Origin of the sequence: Pseudomonas sp. Fl4BN1 (assembly GCF_009908285.1) — a bacterium.
In the GTDB taxonomy this organism is placed as follows: domain Bacteria; phylum Pseudomonadota; class Gammaproteobacteria; order Pseudomonadales; family Pseudomonadaceae; genus Aquipseudomonas.
Genome location: NZ_JAAARM010000008.1, coordinates 226,356 through 243,422 on the forward strand (window position 1 = coordinate 226,356; position 17,067 = coordinate 243,422).

A 17,067-nucleotide genomic window follows, 5' to 3' on the forward strand; every position below is an offset into this window, starting at 1 on the left:
GGCAAGCCGGCTCCTACTGGAACAGTGCTGCCTGTCCTTCGGGCGAGGTGAGCATCCGGTCGCCGTCATGGCCGACCCCAGGCACCTCCACCAGGCGTTGTGGCAAGCCTTGAGGATGACGTCGCTTGAGGTAGTCGAAGTAGTTGTGACCACGAATCAGTCGATAGGCGCCCTGGGTCTCGGCGGCGCAGCTGCGGTCCAGGGCCGGATGATGGGGGTCGATGTCCTGCTGGCCCAGCAGATAGGTGATGTCCTGTTGTGCATAGTCTTGTTCGAGCCGTTCCGGTGAGCGCTCGGCGGCATAGGCCGGGAGTTGCTTCAGGCCATATTTCCAATCATTGAAGCGTGGGCAGGCTGTCGGGTCGACGGGCTCCGGCCGCCAGGCATCGAAGTAGGCATAAGACGAAGGATTGGCTATCACGTAGCGCAGGCCGATCCCGGCGTGTTTCAGCTCGGCATGCGCGCCTGTGGTCAGGGCATAGCGCTGTACCACCTGGGCACCGCCGGAGTGACCGGCAATCACCACTTCCTTGAGTGCAGGAAAGCGCTTGCGCTCGCTCAACCGTTGCAGGATGGCGTCCAGCGCAGCATAGGAGCTCAAGGCGACAGGGCCAGTGGCCGCTTCACCGGCCATCCAGTCGTTGCCTTTCCAGCGCAGCAGCGTGTCCGGCAAATGATGGCGGGCAATGTCACTCTGATTGAGGAACTGTGGGGCAATCACCAGCGTCGTGGCGGTTTGCCCAGCCTGTTCGGCGGCGCTTTCGCCACTGTGCAGATAAGTCTGGGCATTGCGCAGCCGGCCATGGACGATGATCAAGGCTCGCTGCACTTCGGGCAGCGGCTGGCGCCAATCCTGGCTCAGGCCCAGCGACAGTTGCCCGGCGTCCAGGGCCATTTGTTCAGGGCTGACGACCTTGACCCCATGATCCGCGGCCTGGGTCGCGAAGCTTCCCAGGCACAGCAACACCGCAAGCAACCGGCGCATCTACAGATTCTTGGTGGCAAAGGTGTCGCACTGGCTGACCTGGCCCTGGCTGAAGCCAGTCTTGAACCAGCGCACGCGTTGCGCCGAGGTGCCATGGGTGAAGGAGTCCGGCACCACTCGGCCCTGGCCTTGCTGCTGCAAGCGGTCATCGCCGATGGCATTGGCAGCATTCAGGGCCTCTTCCACATCCCCGGGCTCCAGCCAGTTCAGGCGTTGCTGGGCGTGATAGGCCCAGACTCCGGCCAGGCAGTCGGCCTGCAATTCCTGACGCACCAACAGGCCGCCATCGCCTTGCATTTTCTGGCCTTGCTGGCGCGCGGCCTGGATTTTCGCCGAGACCCCTAGCAGGGTCTGTACGTGGTGCCCGACTTCGTGGGCAATCACATAGGCCTGGGCGAAGTCCCCGGCGGCGGAAAAGCGCTGGGCCATTTCCCGGAAGAAGTCCATGTCCAGATACACCTGGCGGTCGGCCGGGCAGTAGAAGGGCCCGCTGGCCGAAGTCGCGGCGCCACAGGCGGAGTTGACCCGGCCGCGGAACAGAATCAGCTTGGGTGGCTGATACTGCTTGCCGGCCTGCTGGAAGATCTGGCCCCAGGTGTCTTCGGTGTCGCCGAGGATCGCGCGGACGAACTCGGCCTGTTGGTCGTCGGCCGGCGGTACCTTGCGCGCCTGGGTGGTGGCCGGGGCCGAAGTCTGGCTGCTCTGTCCGCTCTGGCCGATCAGTTGCCCGAGGATCTGCAGCGGGTCCTGGCCGGTAGCCCAGCCAATGCCGACGATCAGGATGATCGCAGTCAGGCTCAAGCCCTTGCCGCCGCCGAAACGCATGCCGCCGCCACCGCCACTGTCATCTCGCGCATCCACGACGTTGTCGCTGCGCCGGCCTTTTTTCCAAAGCATGGGGAGTCCTCGTTTTTTTTCTGCTGGTCAGTGTTGCTGGTGGCTCAGACCGGCGCCAGTCCGGTCGTCAGGGATTTTTTCGCACGCTACCATGGCCCGGCACCGGATCGATCCGGTCCAGACACATTCGGGGCCCCCTATTGAACATCGATACCCGCATCAAATTCCGTCACTTGGTGTGTTTTCTTGAAATGGCCCGCCAGGGCAGTCTGGCCCGTGCCGCTGATGTGTTGGCGGTGAGCCAGCCGGCGATGTCGAAAACCCTCAAGGAACTGGAGGCGTTGCTGGACACCCGGTTGTTCGTGCGCAGCAAGTCCGGGCTCAGCCTGACCGAGGCCGGCCGGGCGTTCCTGCGTTATGCCGGGCCCTCGGTGCAGGCCCTGCGCGAAGGCGTGAGCAGCCTGCGTGGTGGCGAGTATGCGGCCGGGCTGGTGCGCATCGGAGTGTTGTCCACCGTGGAAAGCCTGTTGCTGCCGGAAGTCATGCGGCGCCTGCACCAGCGGCATTCGGCGCTGACGGTGAGTGTGGTGACCGGTCCCAGTGCCTATCTGCTCTCGCAACTGCGGGTCGGCGATCTCGACCTGGTAGTGGGGCGCATGACCGAGAGCCCGGAGATCCAGGGCCTGAGCTTCGAGCATTTGTACAGCGAATCCCTGACCCTGGTCGCTCGCCCCGAGCATCCGCTGGCGGTTGGGCCATTGGATCGTGAGGCCGTGAGTACCTATCCCCTGGTGCTGCCCCTGGCCGGCACCAGTATCCGCAAACATGCCGACAGCCTGTTCGTGCAATGTGGCATCGCCCCGTCGCGACAGCGCCTGGAAACCCTGTCGGTGGCCCTGAGCCGACGTTACACCTTGTCCAGCGATGCGCTGTGGATCGCTCCCCTGGATGCGGTGCGCCTGGATCTGGCCAACGGCGAGCTGCTGGAACTGGAGCTGGGCCTGCGCGAACCCGGGGGCTCGGTGGGCATCTCCAGCAACGCCAGCCTGCCGTTGTCCCTGGCGGCACAATGGGCGGTAGAGGTGCTCAGGGAAGTGGGATTGGCCTATCGCGAGGGCAGCTATCCATAACCTTTTGGTTATGTGTGTTGGGTGGCTTTTCAATTTTCCACCCTCCTGGTTTGTTTGAAACTGTGCGGGCTGCGCTCCATAAATCAAACAACAGGAGATCGACATGTCTGATGCAGACAGCAGTCGTTTCGTGATTCGTGACCGTAATTGGCACCCCAAGGCCCTGACCCCCGACTACAAGACCTCCGTTGCCCGTTCCCCGAGCCAGGCGCTGGTGAGCATTCCACAGTCGCCGAGCGAAACCAGCGGCCCGGATTTTTCCCACCTGCGTACCGGGCGTTTCGATAACGACCTGCTGCTCAACTTCAACAACGGCGGTTTGCCGGTGGGGGAGCGGATCATCGTCTCCGGACGGGTCTGTGATCAGTACGGCAAGCCGATTCCCCACACTCTGGTAGAGATGTGGCAGGCCAACGCCGGCGGCCGCTATCGGCATAAGAACGACCGCTACCTGGCGCCCCTGGACCCGAACTTCGGCGGGGTCGGCCGGGCCCTCACCGACCGTGACGGCTACTACAGCTTCCGCACCGTCAAGCCCGGTCCCTACCCATGGCGCAACGGCCCGAATGACTGGCGCCCGGCGCACATTCACTTCTCCATCAGCGGTCCATCGATTGCCACGCGCCTGATCACCCAGCTGTATTTCGAAGGCGACCCGCTGATTCCGCTGTGCCCGATCGTCAAGTCCATCGCCAATCCGGACGCGGTGCAGAGCCTGATCGCGCGCCTGGACATGGGCCACGCCAACCCCATGGATTGCCTGGCCTATCGCTTCGACATCGTGCTGCGCGGCCAGCGCAAGACCCACTTCGAGAATTGCTGAGGAGCCTGCCATGCCTGTTCAATTGTTGCCTGAAACCCCCTCGCAAACGGCCGGCCCATACGTGCATATCGGCCTGGCCCTGGCGGCGGCGGGAAACCCGTCCCGTCCCGAGGAGATCTGGAACCAGATGGCCAAGCCCGAGGCGCCGGGTGAGCGGATTTTGTTGCTGGGCCACGTCTACGATGGCAATGGCCACCTGGTGCGGGACTCGTTCCTGGAGTTCTGGCAGGCCGACCATGCCGGGGTCTACGACCCGGTGTTCGATACGCAAAAGCCGTTCAACTGTTTTGGCCGCACCGCGACCACCTTCGATGCCGGCGAGTGGACCTTGAACACCGTCAAGCCTGGGGTGGTGAACAACGCCGCCGGGGTGCCGATGGCGCCGCACATCAACCTGTCGCTGTTTGCCCGGGGGATCAACATTCACCTGCACACGCGCTTGTACTTTGCCGATGAGCCGGAGGCCAATGCCCAGTGTCCAGTACTGAACCTGATCGAGCAGGCGCCGCGTCGGGAGACCTTGCTGGCCCTTCCTTGCGAAGTGAATGGCCAGCGCGCCTATCGTTTTGATATCCGTATTCAGGGCGAAGGCGAGACGGTGTTCTTCGATTTCTGAACCCGCGCCAGGCCATGGATGGCAACTTCCCTGGGGCTGCATGGCCCCAGCGGTCGCTAGCGCAGGCGGCGATAAACCCCGAGCAACCTGCAGTGATACGGCTATCGCCTGAGAAGCGGCTGCGGGGAGTGCAAGGCAGCAGGTCGGATCAGTGCTGGAAATGGTCCCAGGCGGGGGCGAAGTCCGGGCTGACCTGGCGCTGGTCCTTGGGCAGGCCGGCGATCAACACCCGGTCCTCATCGTCCAGTTGCAGTTTGAGGGACTCCAGGTTGGCCAGCTGGTTGGCCCGGCTGCTGGCCTTGGGAATCGCTGCCACATGGTCCTGGTTCAATAACCATTTCAACGCCACCTGGGTTGGCAACACGCCATGCTTGGCGGCGATCTGTTGGATTTCAGCCACCTGGGAAACCTTGTTTCGCGCCAGCGGCGTATAGGCGGTCAGCACCATGTCGTGGCTGCGGGCGTAGTCCAGCAGGCCGCTTTGCCCCAGCAGCACGTGGTACTCCACCTGAATCGCCGACAGCGGTGCACCCAATCCCTCGGTTACACGACGGAGCAGGGCCAGGGGAAAGTTGGCCACGCCAATGTGCCGCACCAGTCCCTGTTCCTTGAACGAGACCAGGGTTTCGATGCTGCGTTCCAGCTCCCAGTCGCTGCTGGGCCAGTGAATGTGGAACAGGTCGACGTAGTCGCAGCGCAAGGCTTTCAGGCTGCGCTCCAGGGAGTGGCGCATGGCTGCGGGTTGCAGCTGATCCCACCAGACCTTGGTGGTGACGTGGATCTGTTCCCGGGGCACGCTGGTATTGGCCAGGGCCTGGCCTACGGCATCTTCGTTGTTGTAGGCCTGAGCGCTATCGATGTGCCGGTAACCCAGGTCCAGTGCCTGTTCCACGGCGTGGGTGCATTCCTTATCGAGCATCGGCCAGGTACCCAGGCCGAGCTTTGGCATGTGCAGGCCGCTGTGGGTCAGAACGGGGCAATCTATGGCGTGCGGCATGGGCAATCTCCCTGTGGATGAAACAGCTCGACCCAGTCAATGAGCAGGTGGCGATCCGGGCTGTGGGGGGCAGCGCTGCCGGGCAGAAAATGCCCGGCGAATTGCGCTAGGGTGTCAGTCGCGTTTGCTTTTTTGTGGAAATCAATTCCAAAAAAATATACGAGCTCGGCTACCTTGCCACAAGGTGTTGTGCAGGGTGCTTAGCTCGGGTTGCACTGATTCTGGGCGGTAATCGAACAGCGCTGCACCAGTTCCCCAACCGGTCGGTTGCCTCTAGAATCGGCCAAATTTTGTCGGGACCCGACCATGGCTGGCAGTCAAATCGAACGCGTCTTCAGCGTTCTCGAACGTCTTACCGGTGATCCCCGCGGGCTGCCACTGCAGACCCTGGCGGAGCAGCTGGAGATTCCCAAGAGTGCGACCCATCGCCTGTTGGCAGAGCTGGTCCGCCTGGGCTACGTGCGGCAAAACCCGGACACCTTGCGCTACCAACTGTCCACCCGGTTGGTGGCCATGGGGTTTCGCTACCTGTCCGTCAGCGGTGCGGACATTGTCCAGCCGGTGCTCGACCGGTTGGCCCAGGAGTGCGGCGAACTGGTGCGCCTGGGGGTGATCGAAGGCGAGCGGCAGACCTGGATCGCCAAGTCCCAGGGCGCCCGTTCCGGCCTGCGCTACGACCCGGACATGGGGCGCGAGGCGCCATTGTTCTACACCGCTTCCGGGCATGCCTGGCTCGCCACCCTGAGCGATGCCGAGGCCTTGTCGCTGGTCGAACGCCAGACTATCGAGACGCCGCCGGACCCGGGGCCCAACGCACCGCGCTCGAACATCGAGCTGCTGGAGCGCTTGCGCCTGGCCCGGGAGCAGGGTTATGCCTGGGTCGAGGAAAGCTCCGCGGTGGGCACCTCGGCGATTGCCGCGGTAGTGCGTCACCCCATCGATGGCCGGGTAGTGGGCGTGCTCAGCGTGGCCGGCCCCAGCGCGCGGCTGCCCCTGGCACGGTTGCATGAACTGGCGCCGTTGCTGCTGCAGTTTGCCGAAGAGCTGTCGGCCGCCAGCCAGGCGTCTGAACTGTTCAACTGAGCCTGCGCGTCTCTCGACACATTTCCCATGGCGCCGTTGCCGCAGACGGCAACGGACCTGCAGGGCTGCAGCGAACTTGAGATCGCTGCAGCCCTGCGAGTCGCCAGTAGCGTGTGGCGTTGTTGAGCGGATTGGGCGCAGGGGCTGCGGTGTCAACATTGGCTGAATGCAAAGCTGTTCGGTAACCGGACAGTATTTTTTATGTCTCTTGTGTGAAATTGGAACTAAGTTCTAAATATTTGGAATTCAGTGTCCCGATAACAATCACAAGAGGATTCGCCATTGAACCCGCCACTGCGCATTGCCCTGATCGGCGTTGGCAATATGGGGCAGCAGCATTATCAGCACCTCCAGACCCTGAGTGAGGCCCGGCTCTGTGCCGTGGCCGATCCTGGGCCCCAGGCCGCCACGATGGCCGCTCAATGGCAGGTGCCACATTTCACCGATCATCAGACCCTGCTCAAGGAAGTGCGCCCTGATGCGGTGATCATCGCCAACCCGAATAACCTGCATGTCCGCACCGCGTTGGACTGCCTGGCCGCCGGTGTGCCGGTGTTGCTGGAGAAACCCGTGGGCGTGCATCTGAATGAAGTGCGTGAGTTGGTGGCCGCATCGCGGCGCAGCGGTGTGCCGGTGCTGGTCGGCCATCACCGGCGACACAACCCGTTGATCGCCCGCGCCCATCAGTTGGTGCACAGCGGTGCCCTTGGTCGACTGACCACGGTCACTGCGCTCTGGCAGTTGCAGAAACCCGCCAGCTACTTCGATATCCCCTGGCGCCGCGAGGCCGGTGCGGGGATGTTGCTGACCAATCTGATCCACGACCTCGACCTGCTACGCCACCTGTGCGGTGAGGTGCGTCAGGTCCAGGCCATGACCAGCAACGCAGTGCGCGGTTACGCCAACGAGGATTGCGCGGCGGTGTTGTTGCAGTTCGACAATGGTGCCCTGGGCAGCCTCACCGGATCCGATGCGGTGGCGGCGCCTTGGAGCTGGGAGCTGGATTCCGGGGAGAACCCGGTGTATCCGCGCCAGGCGGACCAGCCGTGTTACCTGCTGGCCGGTACCGAGGGCGCCTTGAGCATTCCTCAACTCCAGCGCTGGCACTACGCCGAAGCCGGCGCCGGTTGGCATCAGCCCTTGCTGATGCAGCAGGAGGCCTTCGCCCCGGATGAAGCCCTGCGCCTGCAACTGCAGCACTTTGTCAAAGTAGCGCGGGGTGAAGTCGAGCCCCTGGTCAGCGCTGCCGATGCCGCACGCACCCTGGCCTTGATCGAAGCCATTCGCCAGGCCGCCGTTACGGGATGTGCCTGCAGCCCAACCCTGATTGAGTGAGACGTTGATGAGTGAGCGGATATTTTCCCTGGCGAGCCTGACCGTGCTGGAGCTATCCCCGCCGGAAATGGTCGAGGTTGCCGCCCGCGTCGGCTACAGCCATGTCGGCCTGCGCCTGGTACCGGCAACCCCGGAAGAACACCACTTTGCGCTGGTGGCCGATGCCGGTTTGCGCCGTCAGACCCTGGCCCGCCTGCGGGATACGGGGATACGGGTGCTGGATGTGGAGATCCTGCGGCTTAAACCGCAGACTCGGATCAGCGATTTCGAGGCGGTGCTGGCGGTGGGCGCCGAGTTCGCCGCCAGCGAGTTGCTGGTGGCGGGCAACGATCCCGATGAAGCACGCATGACCGACAACTTTGCCGCGCTGTGCGATCTGGCGGTGCCGTATGGGCTGCATCCGCATCTGGAGTTCATGCCCTGGACCGATGCGTGCAACCTGGAGCAGGCGGTGCGGGTGGTGGAGAGCGCTGGCCGTGACAATGGCTGTGTGCTGGTGGATGCCTTTCATTTCGATCGTTCACGGTCGAGCCTGCAGGCGCTGGCCAAGGTTGATCCGGCACGACTGCGTTATGCACAGTTGTGCGATGTGGCCGGGCCTTGCCCCGCTGACATGCAGGAGATCCTGCGCCAGGCGCGTAATGAACGGCGTTTCCCGGGGGAGGGTGATTGTGATCTGGCGGGACTGCTCCAGTGCTTGCCGCATAATCTGCCGCTGAGCCTGGAAATTCCCACGCTGCAATTGCTGGAGCGGGGTGTCACCGCCTTGCAGCGGGCACAGATGGCCCTGGACAAAACCCAGGTGTTGTTGGCTCGTATCTGAACCCGCATGGGACCCTTTCGTAGGCAAGCCGACTCCTATAGGTTGCGTATCATCCTGTAGACGCCGGCTTGTCGGCGAAGCGGTTTATCCGCTCATCACCCAAGGAACACCATGACCCTCAGCACGCCCCTCTCCGGGATCAACCAGCCCTTCAAGGGCATTCTGCTGATCGTCCTGGCGACGTTGCTGTTCGCCAGCCACGATGCCCTGTCCAAATACCTCTCGGGGTTCTACCCGGTGATCATGGTGGTCTGGGCGCGCTACCTGATCCATACCTTGCTGATGGCCGGGATCTTCCTCCCGCAATCGGGCTTGCGGGTGCTGCGCAGCAAGCGGCCGCTGCTGCAGTTGGTGCGGGCCCTGTGTCTGTTGGGTACCAGCCTGCTGTTCACTTCGGCACTGTTGTTCATTCCGCTGGCCGAGGCCACGGCCGTCAACTTTCTCGCGCCGGTGCTGGTCACCGCGTTGTCGGTGCCGCTGTTGGGTGAACAGGTGACTCGGGGCCAATGGCTGGCAGTCATCTGCGGCTTCATCGGCGTGCTGATCATCGTCCACCCGGGCGGTGAACTCTTTACCCCGGCGGTGTTGCTGCCGTTCTGCTCGGCGCTATTCTTCTGTTTCTATCAACTACTCACCCGCAAGCTCGCCGAGCATGACAGCCCGACCACCAGCAACTTCTTCGCCGGGCTGTGCAACACCCTGGTGATGAGTGCGCTGGTGCCGTTCTTCTGGCAGACGCCGGGGGTTGTCCATGGCTTGCTGATGTTGGCGCTGGGCGCGTGCGGCATGAGTGCGCACCTGTTCCTGACCCAGGCCTTTCGTCAGGCGGCACCGGCCCTGCTGGCGCCTTTCGGTTATTGCCAGATCGTCTTCGCCGGGCTGCTGGGCTGGCTGCTGTTTGGTCACATGCCGCCGCTGATTACCCAGGTGGGGATTGCCGTGATCTGCCTCAGCGGTCTGGCGGCAGCCTGGCAACAGCGTCGTGCGTGAAGGGCTGGGTGACGAAAAAAAGCGCAGGCCCGGGACCGGACCTGCGCGAGGGGAGCATCAGTCTTCGACGTTGGGAATCTTGCGCGGGGCCATGAAGTACATCCAGGTCAGGGCTATGAAGTACATCGCCGGGATCAGGGTGAACAATATGGTGTAGTTGTTGTTGGTGGCAGTGAGGATGTGACCGACGATCTGGGTCATGAACATGCCGCCAATGGCCGCGCACATGCCACCGAAGCCGAACACCGTACTCATCATGTGCTTAGGCGTGTAATCCATCACCAGGCTCCAGATGTTGGCGGTCCAGGCCTGGTGTGCGCCGATTCCCAGGGAGATGGCAAACACCGCGAGCCACAGGTTGGCGGTGCCGGCAGCCATGATCACGCCGATGATGCAGCAGGCGAACAGGAACATCGACAGCAGTCGGGCCTTGATCGGATTCATCCCGCGACCGATGAGGAACGAGGAGAGGATGCCGCCACCGACACTGCCGAAGTCGGCCGTCAGGTAGATGATGATCAGCGGGATGCCCATCTGGGTCACGTTGATCCCCAGGTTGTACTGCTGATTGAGGAACGGTGGCAGCCAGTACAGGTAGAACCAGAACACCGGTGCGGTAAGCGAGTAGGCGATGGCGAAGGCCCAGGTGCCACGCATGCGCAGGATGCGGCTGAAGGGCACGCGGGTTTCTTCGGGCTCGACTTGCTGCTGGATGTACGCCAACTCCGAGGCTTTGACGCTGGGGTGATCTTCCGGGTTGAAGTACTTCAGGCCCCAGAACAGCAGCCACACACCGCCCAGTGCCGCCATGCACAGGAACGCGGCCTGCCAGCCCCAGGCGTGCAGGATCAACGGCAGCAGCATCGGCGTGAACATCGCGCCGACGTTGGTCCCGGCGTTGAAGATGCCGGTGGCCACGGCCCGCTCGCCGGCCGGGAACCACAGGCGCGTGGTCTTCACGCAGGCCGGGTAGTTGGCCGCTTCGGTGAGCCCGAGAATGAAGCGGCAGACCATGAACCCCGCCGCCGAAGTGGCCAGGCCATGGGCGCCAGTGGCCAGGCTCCACAGCAGCACGGCGAAGAAGAACACCCGCTTGACCCCGACGCGGTCGATCAGGCGTCCCTGGAGCACGAAGCCCACGGCGTATCCGACTTGGAACCAGAAGTTGATGTTGGCGTAGTCCATCGCCGTCCAGCTCATTTCCTTGGCCAGGATCGGCTGCATCACGCCCAGTGCGGCGCGATCGATGTAGTTCAGGGTGGTGGCGAAAAACACCAGGGCGAGCATGCTCCAGCGCGTCTTGCCGACGGCCAGTGCGCCGCGGATCTTGTCGCCGATACCGCCGGCGACGCTGAGGCTCGGGGCGATGCGAGAGCTTTGGGAAGGAATCATGTAAGCCATCCGTTCAGTGACTGACGAACCAGGGGTCGTCGAAACTCAAGGGCGCGTGATCAATCGTCAGTGGGGGCGTGGCAGCCCTGGACTGGGTGATTGATCGGCTGGGTAGGTTCGTCGTGCCGTTGATCTCGGGCAGGCGAACGCCATAGGTACGACATGCAACTCAGGGGTGTAGCGCGTCGTGATCCAGAGTGCCGATTGAGGCCGTTCCAGGTGTGAGCCAAAGGGATGTGCAGCGGTGCGGGGCGTTGAGTGCAAGCATGAGGGTGTACCCGATTTTTGAAATTTTTATGGTGTGTTCTGGGTCTGGGTGATTGAAGCCTTGGGTTTGTGGGCAGGCTCAATGTGCTGTCGATGGTGCGCAGTGGCTGAAAAATCGTCAATTCGCCATTCCGCTTTTTGTTCGATAATCGAACACAAAACTAACTGGTTCGTACACTTTAAGCGACTGTGTGGAATAATCCGCTGCATCCAATAAAAGGCGCGGGCGCAACCGGCCATCATTATCCGGGAGTTGAATCATGCAGCGTTCCATTGCCACCGTGTCCTTGAGCGGCACCCTGCCGGAAAAGCTCGAAGCCATTGCCGCCGCCGGGTTCGATGGGGTGGAGATTTTTGAGAACGACCTGCTCTACTACGACGGCAGCCCTCGTGAAATCAGACAGATGTGCGCCGACCTGGGCATCGCCATCACCCTGTTCCAGCCGTTCCGGGATTTTGAAGGCTGTCGCCGCGACCGCCTGCCGCGCAACCTGGAACGCGCCGAGCGAAAATTCGACCTGATGCAGGAGTTGGGCACCGACCTGGTGCTGGTGTGCAGCAACGCCTCGGCAGACAGCCTGGGGGATCGGCAGATCCTCATCGACGATTTGCACCAGTTGGCCGAACGCGCCGCCGTGCGTGGTTTGCGCATTGGCTACGAAGCCCTGGCCTGGGGACGCCACGTCAATACTTATCAACAGGTCTGGGATATCGTTCGCAGTGCCAACCACCCGAACCTCGGGGTGTTGCTGGACAGTTTCCATACTCTGTCGCTCAAGGGCGACCCTTCGGCGATAGCGCAGATTCCGGGAGACAAGATCTTCTTTGTGCAGATGGCCGATGCACCGATCCTGGCCATGGACGTCCTGGAGTGGAGTCGGCATTTTCGTTGTTTCCCCGGTCAGGGCGAGTTCGATCTGCCGGGGTTCCTGGCGCCGATCATCAAGAGCGGTTACACCGGCCCGCTGTCCCTGGAGGTTTTCAACGACGGCTTTCGCGCCGCGCCGCCCCGGGCCAATGCTGCCGACGGTCTGCGCTCGTTGCTGTACCTGGAAGAGAAGACCCGCGAGCGCCTGCTGCAGGAAGCGCAACCGGTGGCCAACCTGGATATCCTGTTCGCTCCGCCGGCCATAGAGGCCTATGGCGGTACCGAGTTCCTCGAGTTTGCCGTGGACGACGCCCTGGGAGCCAAGCTTGGTGGCTGGCTGGAGCGCCTGGGCTTTGCCAAGGTCGGGCAGCACCGCTCGAAGAGCGTCAGCCTGATGCGCCAGGGGGACATCAACCTGATCCTCAACTCCGAACCCTATTCCTTTGCCCACAGCTTCTTCGAGGCTCACGGTCCTTCGGTGTGTGCCACGGCAATCCGGGTCAAGGACAGTGCCAAGGCCCTGGAGCGGGCAGTGGCCTACAAGGGCCAGCCCTATCGCGGTCTGGTGGGGCCCAACGAGTTGGAACTGGCGGCGGTGCGCGAACCCGATGGCAGCCTGATCTACCTGGTGGACCAGCAGCAGGGCGGCCAGCACCTGTACGACATCGATTTCAACATGCACGGTGATGTCATGGCCCAGGGCGGCCTCAAGCGCATCGATCACATGGCGATGGCCTTGCCGGCGGACAGCCTCGACAGCTGGGTGCTGTTCTACAAGAGCCTGCTGGACTTCGAGGCCGATGACGAAGTGGTGTTGCCCGACCCTTATGGCCTGGTGAAGAGCCGCGCCTTGCGCAGTCGCTGCAGCTCGATCCGCTTGCCCTTGAACATCTCGGAGAATCGCAACACCGCGATCTCCCATGCGCTGTCCAGCTATCGCGGCTCGGGGGTGCACCACATCGCTTTTGATTGCGACGACATCTTCGCCGAAGTCAGCCGCGCCAAGGAGGCGGGCGTTCCGCTGCTGGATATCCCGCTCAACTACTACGATGACCTGGCGGCGCGTTTTGATTTCGACGATGAGTTCCTCAGCGAACTGGCCTACTACAACGTCCTGTATGACCGCGATACCCAGGGTGGCGAGCTGTTTCACGTCTACACCGAAGCGTTCGAGGGGCGGTTCTTCTTCGAGATCATCCAGCGCAAGAATGGCTATGCCGGTTATGGCGCGGCCAACGTCGCTGTACGGCTGGCAGCCATGGCCAAGTCCCGCAGCGGCGCGGTGCGCCAGGCCAAGTTGTAGCGGATTGGTAAAGGGAGGCGGCAATCCAGCGCCTCTGTACTTTCTTTCGCTACAGGACGCGGCCCATAATCGCCCGCGTGTGCAGTGATGGCCGTGAGCCCATAATGACAATGACCAGTGAACGCTCGATTGCGCCCGATGAGCCAGCTCTCGAGCCGCGCAAAAGTCGCAAGAACAACCCGGAAAAGACCCGCGAGAACATCCTTCAAGAAGCCATTGTCGAGTTCGTCCAGCAGGGCTTGTCCGGTGCGCGGGTGGATGCGATCGCCGAGCGCATCCATACCTCAAAACGCATGATCTATTACTACTTCGGCAGCAAGGAGCAGCTGTACGTCGAAGTCCTAGAGAAACTCTACGGCGACATTCGCAGCACCGAGAGCCGCTTGCACCTGGCGGAGCTGAGACCGCGCGAGGCGATTCGCCGATTGGTGGAATTCACCTTCGATCACCACGACCGCAACGTGGATTTCGTGCGTATCGTCAGCATCGAAAATATCCACAAGGCCGAGTACGTGAAGCAGTCCAGCGTGATCAAGGCCATGAACAACACGATCCTCGACGCCCTGGGCGAGATTCTTGAGCGCGGCGCGCAGGATGGCGTGTTCCGTAGCGGCCTGGACCCTCTGGATGTGCATTTGCTGATCAGTTCGTTCTGTTTCTATCGGGTGTCGAATCGGCACACCTTTGGCGAGATCTTCCAGATCGACCTGCCGGACGAAAGCATCAAGCAGCGGCACCGGGAAATGATCTGCGAATCGGTGTTGCGCTACCTGCAAGCCTGAGCCTGCTGGTAGCAGGCCCTGGTGTGTGGGCGCTGGCTTGCCTGTGAAAGCACCCGTAAGATCGCCTCGCTACCCTCCAGCTTCTATCCCCCACACACGACAAGGAAGGCACCATGGGCAACCCGGTTCCAACGCTGAAAATCATCCTGATCCTGATGATCGTGGTAGACACGTTCTGGTTCGGCGAACGCCTGCTGTCCCTGACCGGCTTGAGCCTGTTCGATTGGTTGCCGTCTTCGCTGATCAGCGTGGTAGGGATCCTTGGCAGCTTGTTGATGATCCTGTTCAACGTGCTGTTGATCGGCTTGCTCTCGCGTTTGCAGCTCAAGTCCGAGTAACCGCGCCTCCTGTAGCCGCTGTCTATGACAGCGGCTACAGACATCCGCGTTTCAGCCGTTCATGCGCTGAAAATGCGCCAGCATGCGCTGCGGGTCGGCACGCTGGCCGCTGAACAGCTCGAACGCCTTGACCGCCTGGAATACCGCCATGGTGCCGCCATCCAGGGTCCGGCAACCCAGGGCGCGGGCGTTGCGCAGCAGCTCGGTTTCCAGCGGGAAATAGACGATCTCGGCGACCCACAGGTCCGCCCGCAGCAACTCCACCGGCACCGGCATGCCCGGCAGCTTGGCCATGCCCATGGGCGTGGTGTTCACCAGGCCGTCGGCATCTGCCAGCGTGCTGGGCAGGTCGCCCCCGGCCTTGGCCCGGCCGGCACCGAAATGCTGGTTGAGGTTGTCCGCCAGGCTCTGCGCGCGCAGGTTTTCCACATCGAAAATACTCAGTTGCTCCACGCCCTCACTGAGCAGCGCGTGAGCCACAGCCGCCCCGGCGCCGCCAGCGCCCATCTGCACTACGTGGCGTCGTGCGACGCCTTGCAGGCCGCGACGAAAGCCCTCGGCAAAACCCAGGCAGTCGGTGTTGTGGCCGACGCGCTTGCCATCCTTGAGCACCACGGTGTTGACCGCGCCGATGCCGCGGGCCTCCGGGGACAGTTCGTCGAGCAGTGGCAGAATGCTCTGCTTGCAGGGGAAGGTGATGTTCAGGCCGGTGAAGCTCATCCGTTCGGCGGCGCTCAGTAGCTCGGGCAGGGCACTGCTATCCAGGCCCAACGGGTCCAGGTCGATCAGTCGGTACAGGTAACGCAGACCCTGGGCATCTCCCTCATGTTCATGCAGGGCCGGGGTCCGTGAAGCCTGGATGCCGGCGCCAATCAGCCCGGCGAGTACGCCAGTGTGCCCCGTCATGCGCCTTGCTCCTTGAACCGCAGGCTGAAGTGTTCCAGCGCCAGGCGGTAGCCGTGGCTGCCAAAGCCGCACATCACCGCCAGGGCGATGCCCGAGACAAACGAGTGATGCCGGAACGGTTCGCGGGCGTGGACATTGGACAGGTGTACTTCGATTACCGGCAGCTCGCTGGCCACCAGCGCATCGCGGATCGCCACCGAGGTGTGAGTCCAGGCTGCCGGGTTGATCACGATACCGGCACAGCGCCCACGGGCGGCGTGAATCCAGTCGAGCAACTCGCCTTCGTGGTTGGTCTGGCGAAATTCCACGCCAAGGTTCAGCTCCTCGGCGGTACGGCCGCACAGGGCGGAGATATCAGCCAGGGTTTGGTGGCCGTAGGTGGCAGGTTCACGGGTGCCGAGCAAGTTCAGGTTCGGGCCGTTGAGCACCAGAACGATAGGGCGCATGAGGGTAGATCTCCGTTGTTATTGTGAGCCTCGGGAGAAGGTACGAGGCGTTAGGGGTAAATTGTACCAACTAGTTAATTTGGTCAATTGGCGACCCTCGAGCAACAGCGGGATAGGTCAATAAGTGTTCGGTAATCGAACGGGCCGGTTGAGTACGTTGAGGGGCCGGTCCGTCCGTGGCGGTGCAAGGCTGGCCGCGGGATTGAAGGTTCCAGGAGATATTGAGCGCTTATATCAATTGAAAATCATTCTCGACTGGCCGTAAGATGCCCGGCAATTTCCTTCATGCTCCAGGGAGTCGGTTTGTCGGACATGGATCTCAAGGGACTGTTTCTCAAGCATGCCGCTGCCCTGCGTGGGTACCTGGCGCGCCGGGTACGGGACCCTCAGTTGGCGGCTGATCTGGTCCAGGAGAGTTTCCTGCGCCTGGCGGAGCAGACCCGTGGCGAACGTATCGACAACTCCCAGGGCTATCTCTACCGCACGGCGAACAATCTTCTGATCGACCATGTCCGACAGGAAGCACGGCGCAAGACCGAAACCGTGCCCCATGAAGTGCTGGCCGAGATCGAGGATGATGTGGCCGGGCTGGAGGCTCAGGCGATGGCGCAGCAACAGCGCATGGCATTGAAACAGGCAGTGGCCGAGTTGCCGGAGCGCACTCGGGAGATCTTCCGCCTGAACCGCCTCGAGGGCATGACTCATGCCGAGGTGGCGCGGCATTTGAACATCTCTGACAGTTCAGTGCAGAAGCACTTGGCCAAGGCCTTGGCGTATGTCATGCAACGCCTGCAGGGCGCAGAAGGCCCAGCGGCCGACGAATGAATTACGGTAAAAGTCGGGTTCAGACGTCACTGCTTATACATAACGAGAAATCGAGATTCACACGTGAATAGCCAGGGTCCGCAAGAGCGCAGTATCACTGAGGCCGCCGCCGACTGGGCGGTGCGTTTGCATGCCGCGCCTTTGAGCGCCGCCGAGCAGGCCGAACTGCAACAGTGGCAGGCCGAGGACCCGCGTCATGTCGAGGCCCTGGGTTTCGCCCGGCAGACCTGGGCGGTGCTGGGGGATTTAGCTGCGCAGGATATCGAGCCGGGGGCGCTTCATGCCCCCCATCGTGCGCTTGCTCCGCCCCCGCCCTGTCTC

General features: G+C 62.4%; 19 protein-coding genes. 12 read left to right on the plus strand and 7 right to left on the minus strand.

Annotated features, from left to right (window positions below):
- Positions 1 to 13: 13 nt before the first annotated feature.
- Positions 14 to 985 carry an alpha/beta hydrolase gene (locus GV818_RS12055; protein WP_161776647.1) on the minus strand — a complete coding sequence of 324 codons (972 nt, stop codon included), beginning with the start codon at positions 983 to 985 and terminating at the stop codon, positions 14 to 16.
- The gene (ypfJ, locus tag GV818_RS12060; protein ID WP_161776648.1) at positions 986 to 1,882 is read right to left on the minus strand and encodes a KPN_02809 family neutral zinc metallopeptidase; all 897 of its coding nucleotides are present in this window, start codon (positions 1,880 to 1,882) and stop codon (positions 986 to 988) included. It abuts the gene before it with no gap.
- A 140-nt stretch (positions 1,883 to 2,022) separates the two neighbouring features.
- Here ypfJ and pcaQ point away from each other — a divergent pair, with 140 nt between their 5' ends.
- From pcaQ to pcaG, 3 genes are all read left to right on the plus strand, one after another.
- Entirely contained in the window at positions 2,023 to 2,952 is a 930-nt protein-coding gene (gene pcaQ / locus GV818_RS12065; RefSeq protein WP_161756484.1) for a pca operon transcription factor PcaQ, read from the plus strand.
- A 103-nt stretch (positions 2,953 to 3,055) separates the two neighbouring features.
- Positions 3,056 to 3,775: a protocatechuate 3,4-dioxygenase subunit beta gene (gene pcaH, locus GV818_RS12070; RefSeq protein WP_161756483.1), complete on the plus strand. Its 720-nt coding sequence runs from the start codon at positions 3,056 to 3,058 to the stop codon at positions 3,773 to 3,775.
- 10 nt (positions 3,776 to 3,785) lie between these two features.
- The gene (gene pcaG / locus GV818_RS12075; protein ID WP_161756482.1) at positions 3,786 to 4,391 is read left to right on the plus strand and encodes a protocatechuate 3,4-dioxygenase subunit alpha; all 606 of its coding nucleotides are present in this window, start codon (positions 3,786 to 3,788) and stop codon (positions 4,389 to 4,391) included.
- 148 nt (positions 4,392 to 4,539) lie between these two features.
- On the opposite strand, the gene GV818_RS12080 is transcribed toward pcaG, so the two are convergent.
- Positions 4,540 to 5,388 carry an aldo/keto reductase gene (locus GV818_RS12080; RefSeq protein WP_161776649.1) on the minus strand — a complete coding sequence of 283 codons (849 nt, stop codon included), beginning with the start codon at positions 5,386 to 5,388 and terminating at the stop codon, positions 4,540 to 4,542.
- 306 nt (positions 5,389 to 5,694) lie between these two features.
- On the opposite strand from GV818_RS12080, the gene GV818_RS12085 reads away from it, so the two are divergent.
- The 4 genes from GV818_RS12085 to GV818_RS12100 all read left to right on the plus strand — a co-directional run bounded on the left by GV818_RS12085 (position 5,695) and on the right by GV818_RS12100 (position 9,619).
- Positions 5,695 to 6,471, plus strand: coding sequence for an IclR family transcriptional regulator (locus GV818_RS12085; RefSeq protein ID WP_161756480.1), 777 nt, complete (start codon positions 5,695 to 5,697; stop codon positions 6,469 to 6,471).
- 282 nt (positions 6,472 to 6,753) lie between these two features.
- Entirely contained in the window at positions 6,754 to 7,806 is a 1,053-nt protein-coding gene (locus GV818_RS12090) for a Gfo/Idh/MocA family protein (protein WP_161776650.1), read from the plus strand.
- A gap of 7 nt (positions 7,807 to 7,813) precedes the next feature.
- Positions 7,814 to 8,629: a sugar phosphate isomerase/epimerase family protein gene (locus GV818_RS12095; protein ID WP_161756478.1), complete on the plus strand. Its 816-nt coding sequence runs from the start codon at positions 7,814 to 7,816 to the stop codon at positions 8,627 to 8,629.
- A 111-nt stretch (positions 8,630 to 8,740) separates the two neighbouring features.
- Entirely contained in the window at positions 8,741 to 9,619 is an 879-nt protein-coding gene (locus GV818_RS12100) for a DMT family transporter (RefSeq protein ID WP_161776651.1), read from the plus strand.
- Between the two features lie 57 nt (positions 9,620 to 9,676).
- On the opposite strand, the gene GV818_RS12105 is transcribed toward GV818_RS12100, so the two are convergent.
- Positions 9,677 to 11,011 carry an MFS transporter gene (locus GV818_RS12105; RefSeq protein WP_161756476.1) on the minus strand — a complete coding sequence of 445 codons (1,335 nt, stop codon included), beginning with the start codon at positions 11,009 to 11,011 and terminating at the stop codon, positions 9,677 to 9,679.
- A gap of 385 nt (positions 11,012 to 11,396) precedes the next feature.
- Complete coding sequence (locus GV818_RS12110; protein WP_161776652.1) at positions 11,397 to 11,540, minus strand: hypothetical protein; 144 nt, start codon at positions 11,538 to 11,540, stop codon at positions 11,397 to 11,399.
- Between GV818_RS12110 and quiC the strand changes: the two genes are divergently transcribed.
- The 3 genes from quiC (at position 11,539) to GV818_RS12125 (ending at position 14,569) form a co-directional block, all read left to right on the plus strand.
- Positions 11,539 to 13,449: a 3-dehydroshikimate dehydratase QuiC gene (gene quiC / locus GV818_RS12115; protein WP_161756474.1), complete on the plus strand. Its 1,911-nt coding sequence runs from the start codon at positions 11,539 to 11,541 to the stop codon at positions 13,447 to 13,449. The genes GV818_RS12110 and quiC overlap by 2 nt on opposite strands.
- A gap of 104 nt (positions 13,450 to 13,553) precedes the next feature.
- The gene (locus tag GV818_RS12120) at positions 13,554 to 14,231 is read left to right on the plus strand and encodes a TetR/AcrR family transcriptional regulator (protein ID WP_161756473.1); all 678 of its coding nucleotides are present in this window, start codon (positions 13,554 to 13,556) and stop codon (positions 14,229 to 14,231) included.
- Positions 14,232 to 14,344: 113 nt separating this feature from the next.
- Complete coding sequence (locus GV818_RS12125) at positions 14,345 to 14,569, plus strand: hypothetical protein (RefSeq protein ID WP_161756472.1); 225 nt, start codon at positions 14,345 to 14,347, stop codon at positions 14,567 to 14,569.
- Between the two features lie 51 nt (positions 14,570 to 14,620).
- Here GV818_RS12125 and GV818_RS12130 read toward each other — a convergent pair whose 3' ends face one another.
- Complete coding sequence (locus GV818_RS12130; protein WP_161756471.1) at positions 14,621 to 15,475, minus strand: shikimate dehydrogenase; 855 nt, start codon at positions 15,473 to 15,475, stop codon at positions 14,621 to 14,623.
- A complete protein-coding gene (gene aroQ / locus GV818_RS12135) occupies positions 15,472 to 15,921 on the minus strand; it encodes a type II 3-dehydroquinate dehydratase (RefSeq protein WP_161756470.1) in 450 nt (149 codons plus the stop codon). The genes GV818_RS12130 and aroQ overlap by 4 nt, the downstream gene beginning before the upstream one ends.
- Positions 15,922 to 16,224: 303 nt before the next feature.
- On the opposite strand from aroQ, the gene GV818_RS12140 reads away from it, so the two are divergent.
- Both GV818_RS12140 and GV818_RS12145 read left to right on the plus strand, forming a co-directional pair.
- Positions 16,225 to 16,746 (plus strand): RNA polymerase sigma factor, encoded by a 522-nt coding sequence (locus tag GV818_RS12140; RefSeq protein ID WP_161756469.1) that lies wholly within the window; start codon positions 16,225 to 16,227, stop codon positions 16,744 to 16,746.
- Between the two features lie 63 nt (positions 16,747 to 16,809).
- On the plus strand, positions 16,810 to 17,067 hold a 258-nt coding region (locus GV818_RS12145; RefSeq protein ID WP_161776653.1), incomplete at its 3' end, for a FecR/PupR family sigma factor regulator.

Excerpts from the sequence above, each read along its gene's own strand:
- aroQ (WP_161756470.1), bottom strand. The coding sequence starts at position 15,921 with ATGCGCCCTATCGTTCTGGTGCTCAACGGCCCGAACCTGAACTTGCTC.
- GV818_RS12130 (WP_161756471.1), bottom strand. The coding sequence starts at position 15,475 with ATGACGGGGCACACTGGCGTACTCGCCGGGCTGATTGGCGCCGGCATC.
- GV818_RS12085 (WP_161756480.1), top strand. The coding sequence starts at position 5,695 with ATGGCTGGCAGTCAAATCGAACGCGTCTTCAGCGTTCTCGAACGTCTT.
- GV818_RS12100 (WP_161776651.1), top strand. The coding sequence starts at position 8,741 with ATGACCCTCAGCACGCCCCTCTCCGGGATCAACCAGCCCTTCAAGGGC.
- quiC (WP_161756474.1), top strand. The coding sequence starts at position 11,539 with ATGCAGCGTTCCATTGCCACCGTGTCCTTGAGCGGCACCCTGCCGGAA.
- GV818_RS12095 (WP_161756478.1), top strand. The coding sequence starts at position 7,814 with ATGAGTGAGCGGATATTTTCCCTGGCGAGCCTGACCGTGCTGGAGCTA.
- GV818_RS12055 (WP_161776647.1), bottom strand. The coding sequence starts at position 985 with ATGCGCCGGTTGCTTGCGGTGTTGCTGTGCCTGGGAAGCTTCGCGACC.
- pcaH (WP_161756483.1), top strand. The coding sequence starts at position 3,056 with ATGTCTGATGCAGACAGCAGTCGTTTCGTGATTCGTGACCGTAATTGG.
- pcaG (WP_161756482.1), top strand. The coding sequence starts at position 3,786 with ATGCCTGTTCAATTGTTGCCTGAAACCCCCTCGCAAACGGCCGGCCCA.
- GV818_RS12120 (WP_161756473.1), top strand. The coding sequence starts at position 13,554 with ATGACAATGACCAGTGAACGCTCGATTGCGCCCGATGAGCCAGCTCTC.
- GV818_RS12110 (WP_161776652.1), bottom strand. The coding sequence starts at position 11,540 with ATGATTCAACTCCCGGATAATGATGGCCGGTTGCGCCCGCGCCTTTTA.
- GV818_RS12125 (WP_161756472.1), top strand. The coding sequence starts at position 14,345 with ATGGGCAACCCGGTTCCAACGCTGAAAATCATCCTGATCCTGATGATC.
- GV818_RS12105 (WP_161756476.1), bottom strand. The coding sequence starts at position 11,011 with ATGATTCCTTCCCAAAGCTCTCGCATCGCCCCGAGCCTCAGCGTCGCC.
- ypfJ (WP_161776648.1), bottom strand. The coding sequence starts at position 1,882 with ATGCTTTGGAAAAAAGGCCGGCGCAGCGACAACGTCGTGGATGCGCGA.
- GV818_RS12080 (WP_161776649.1), bottom strand. The coding sequence starts at position 5,388 with ATGCCGCACGCCATAGATTGCCCCGTTCTGACCCACAGCGGCCTGCAC.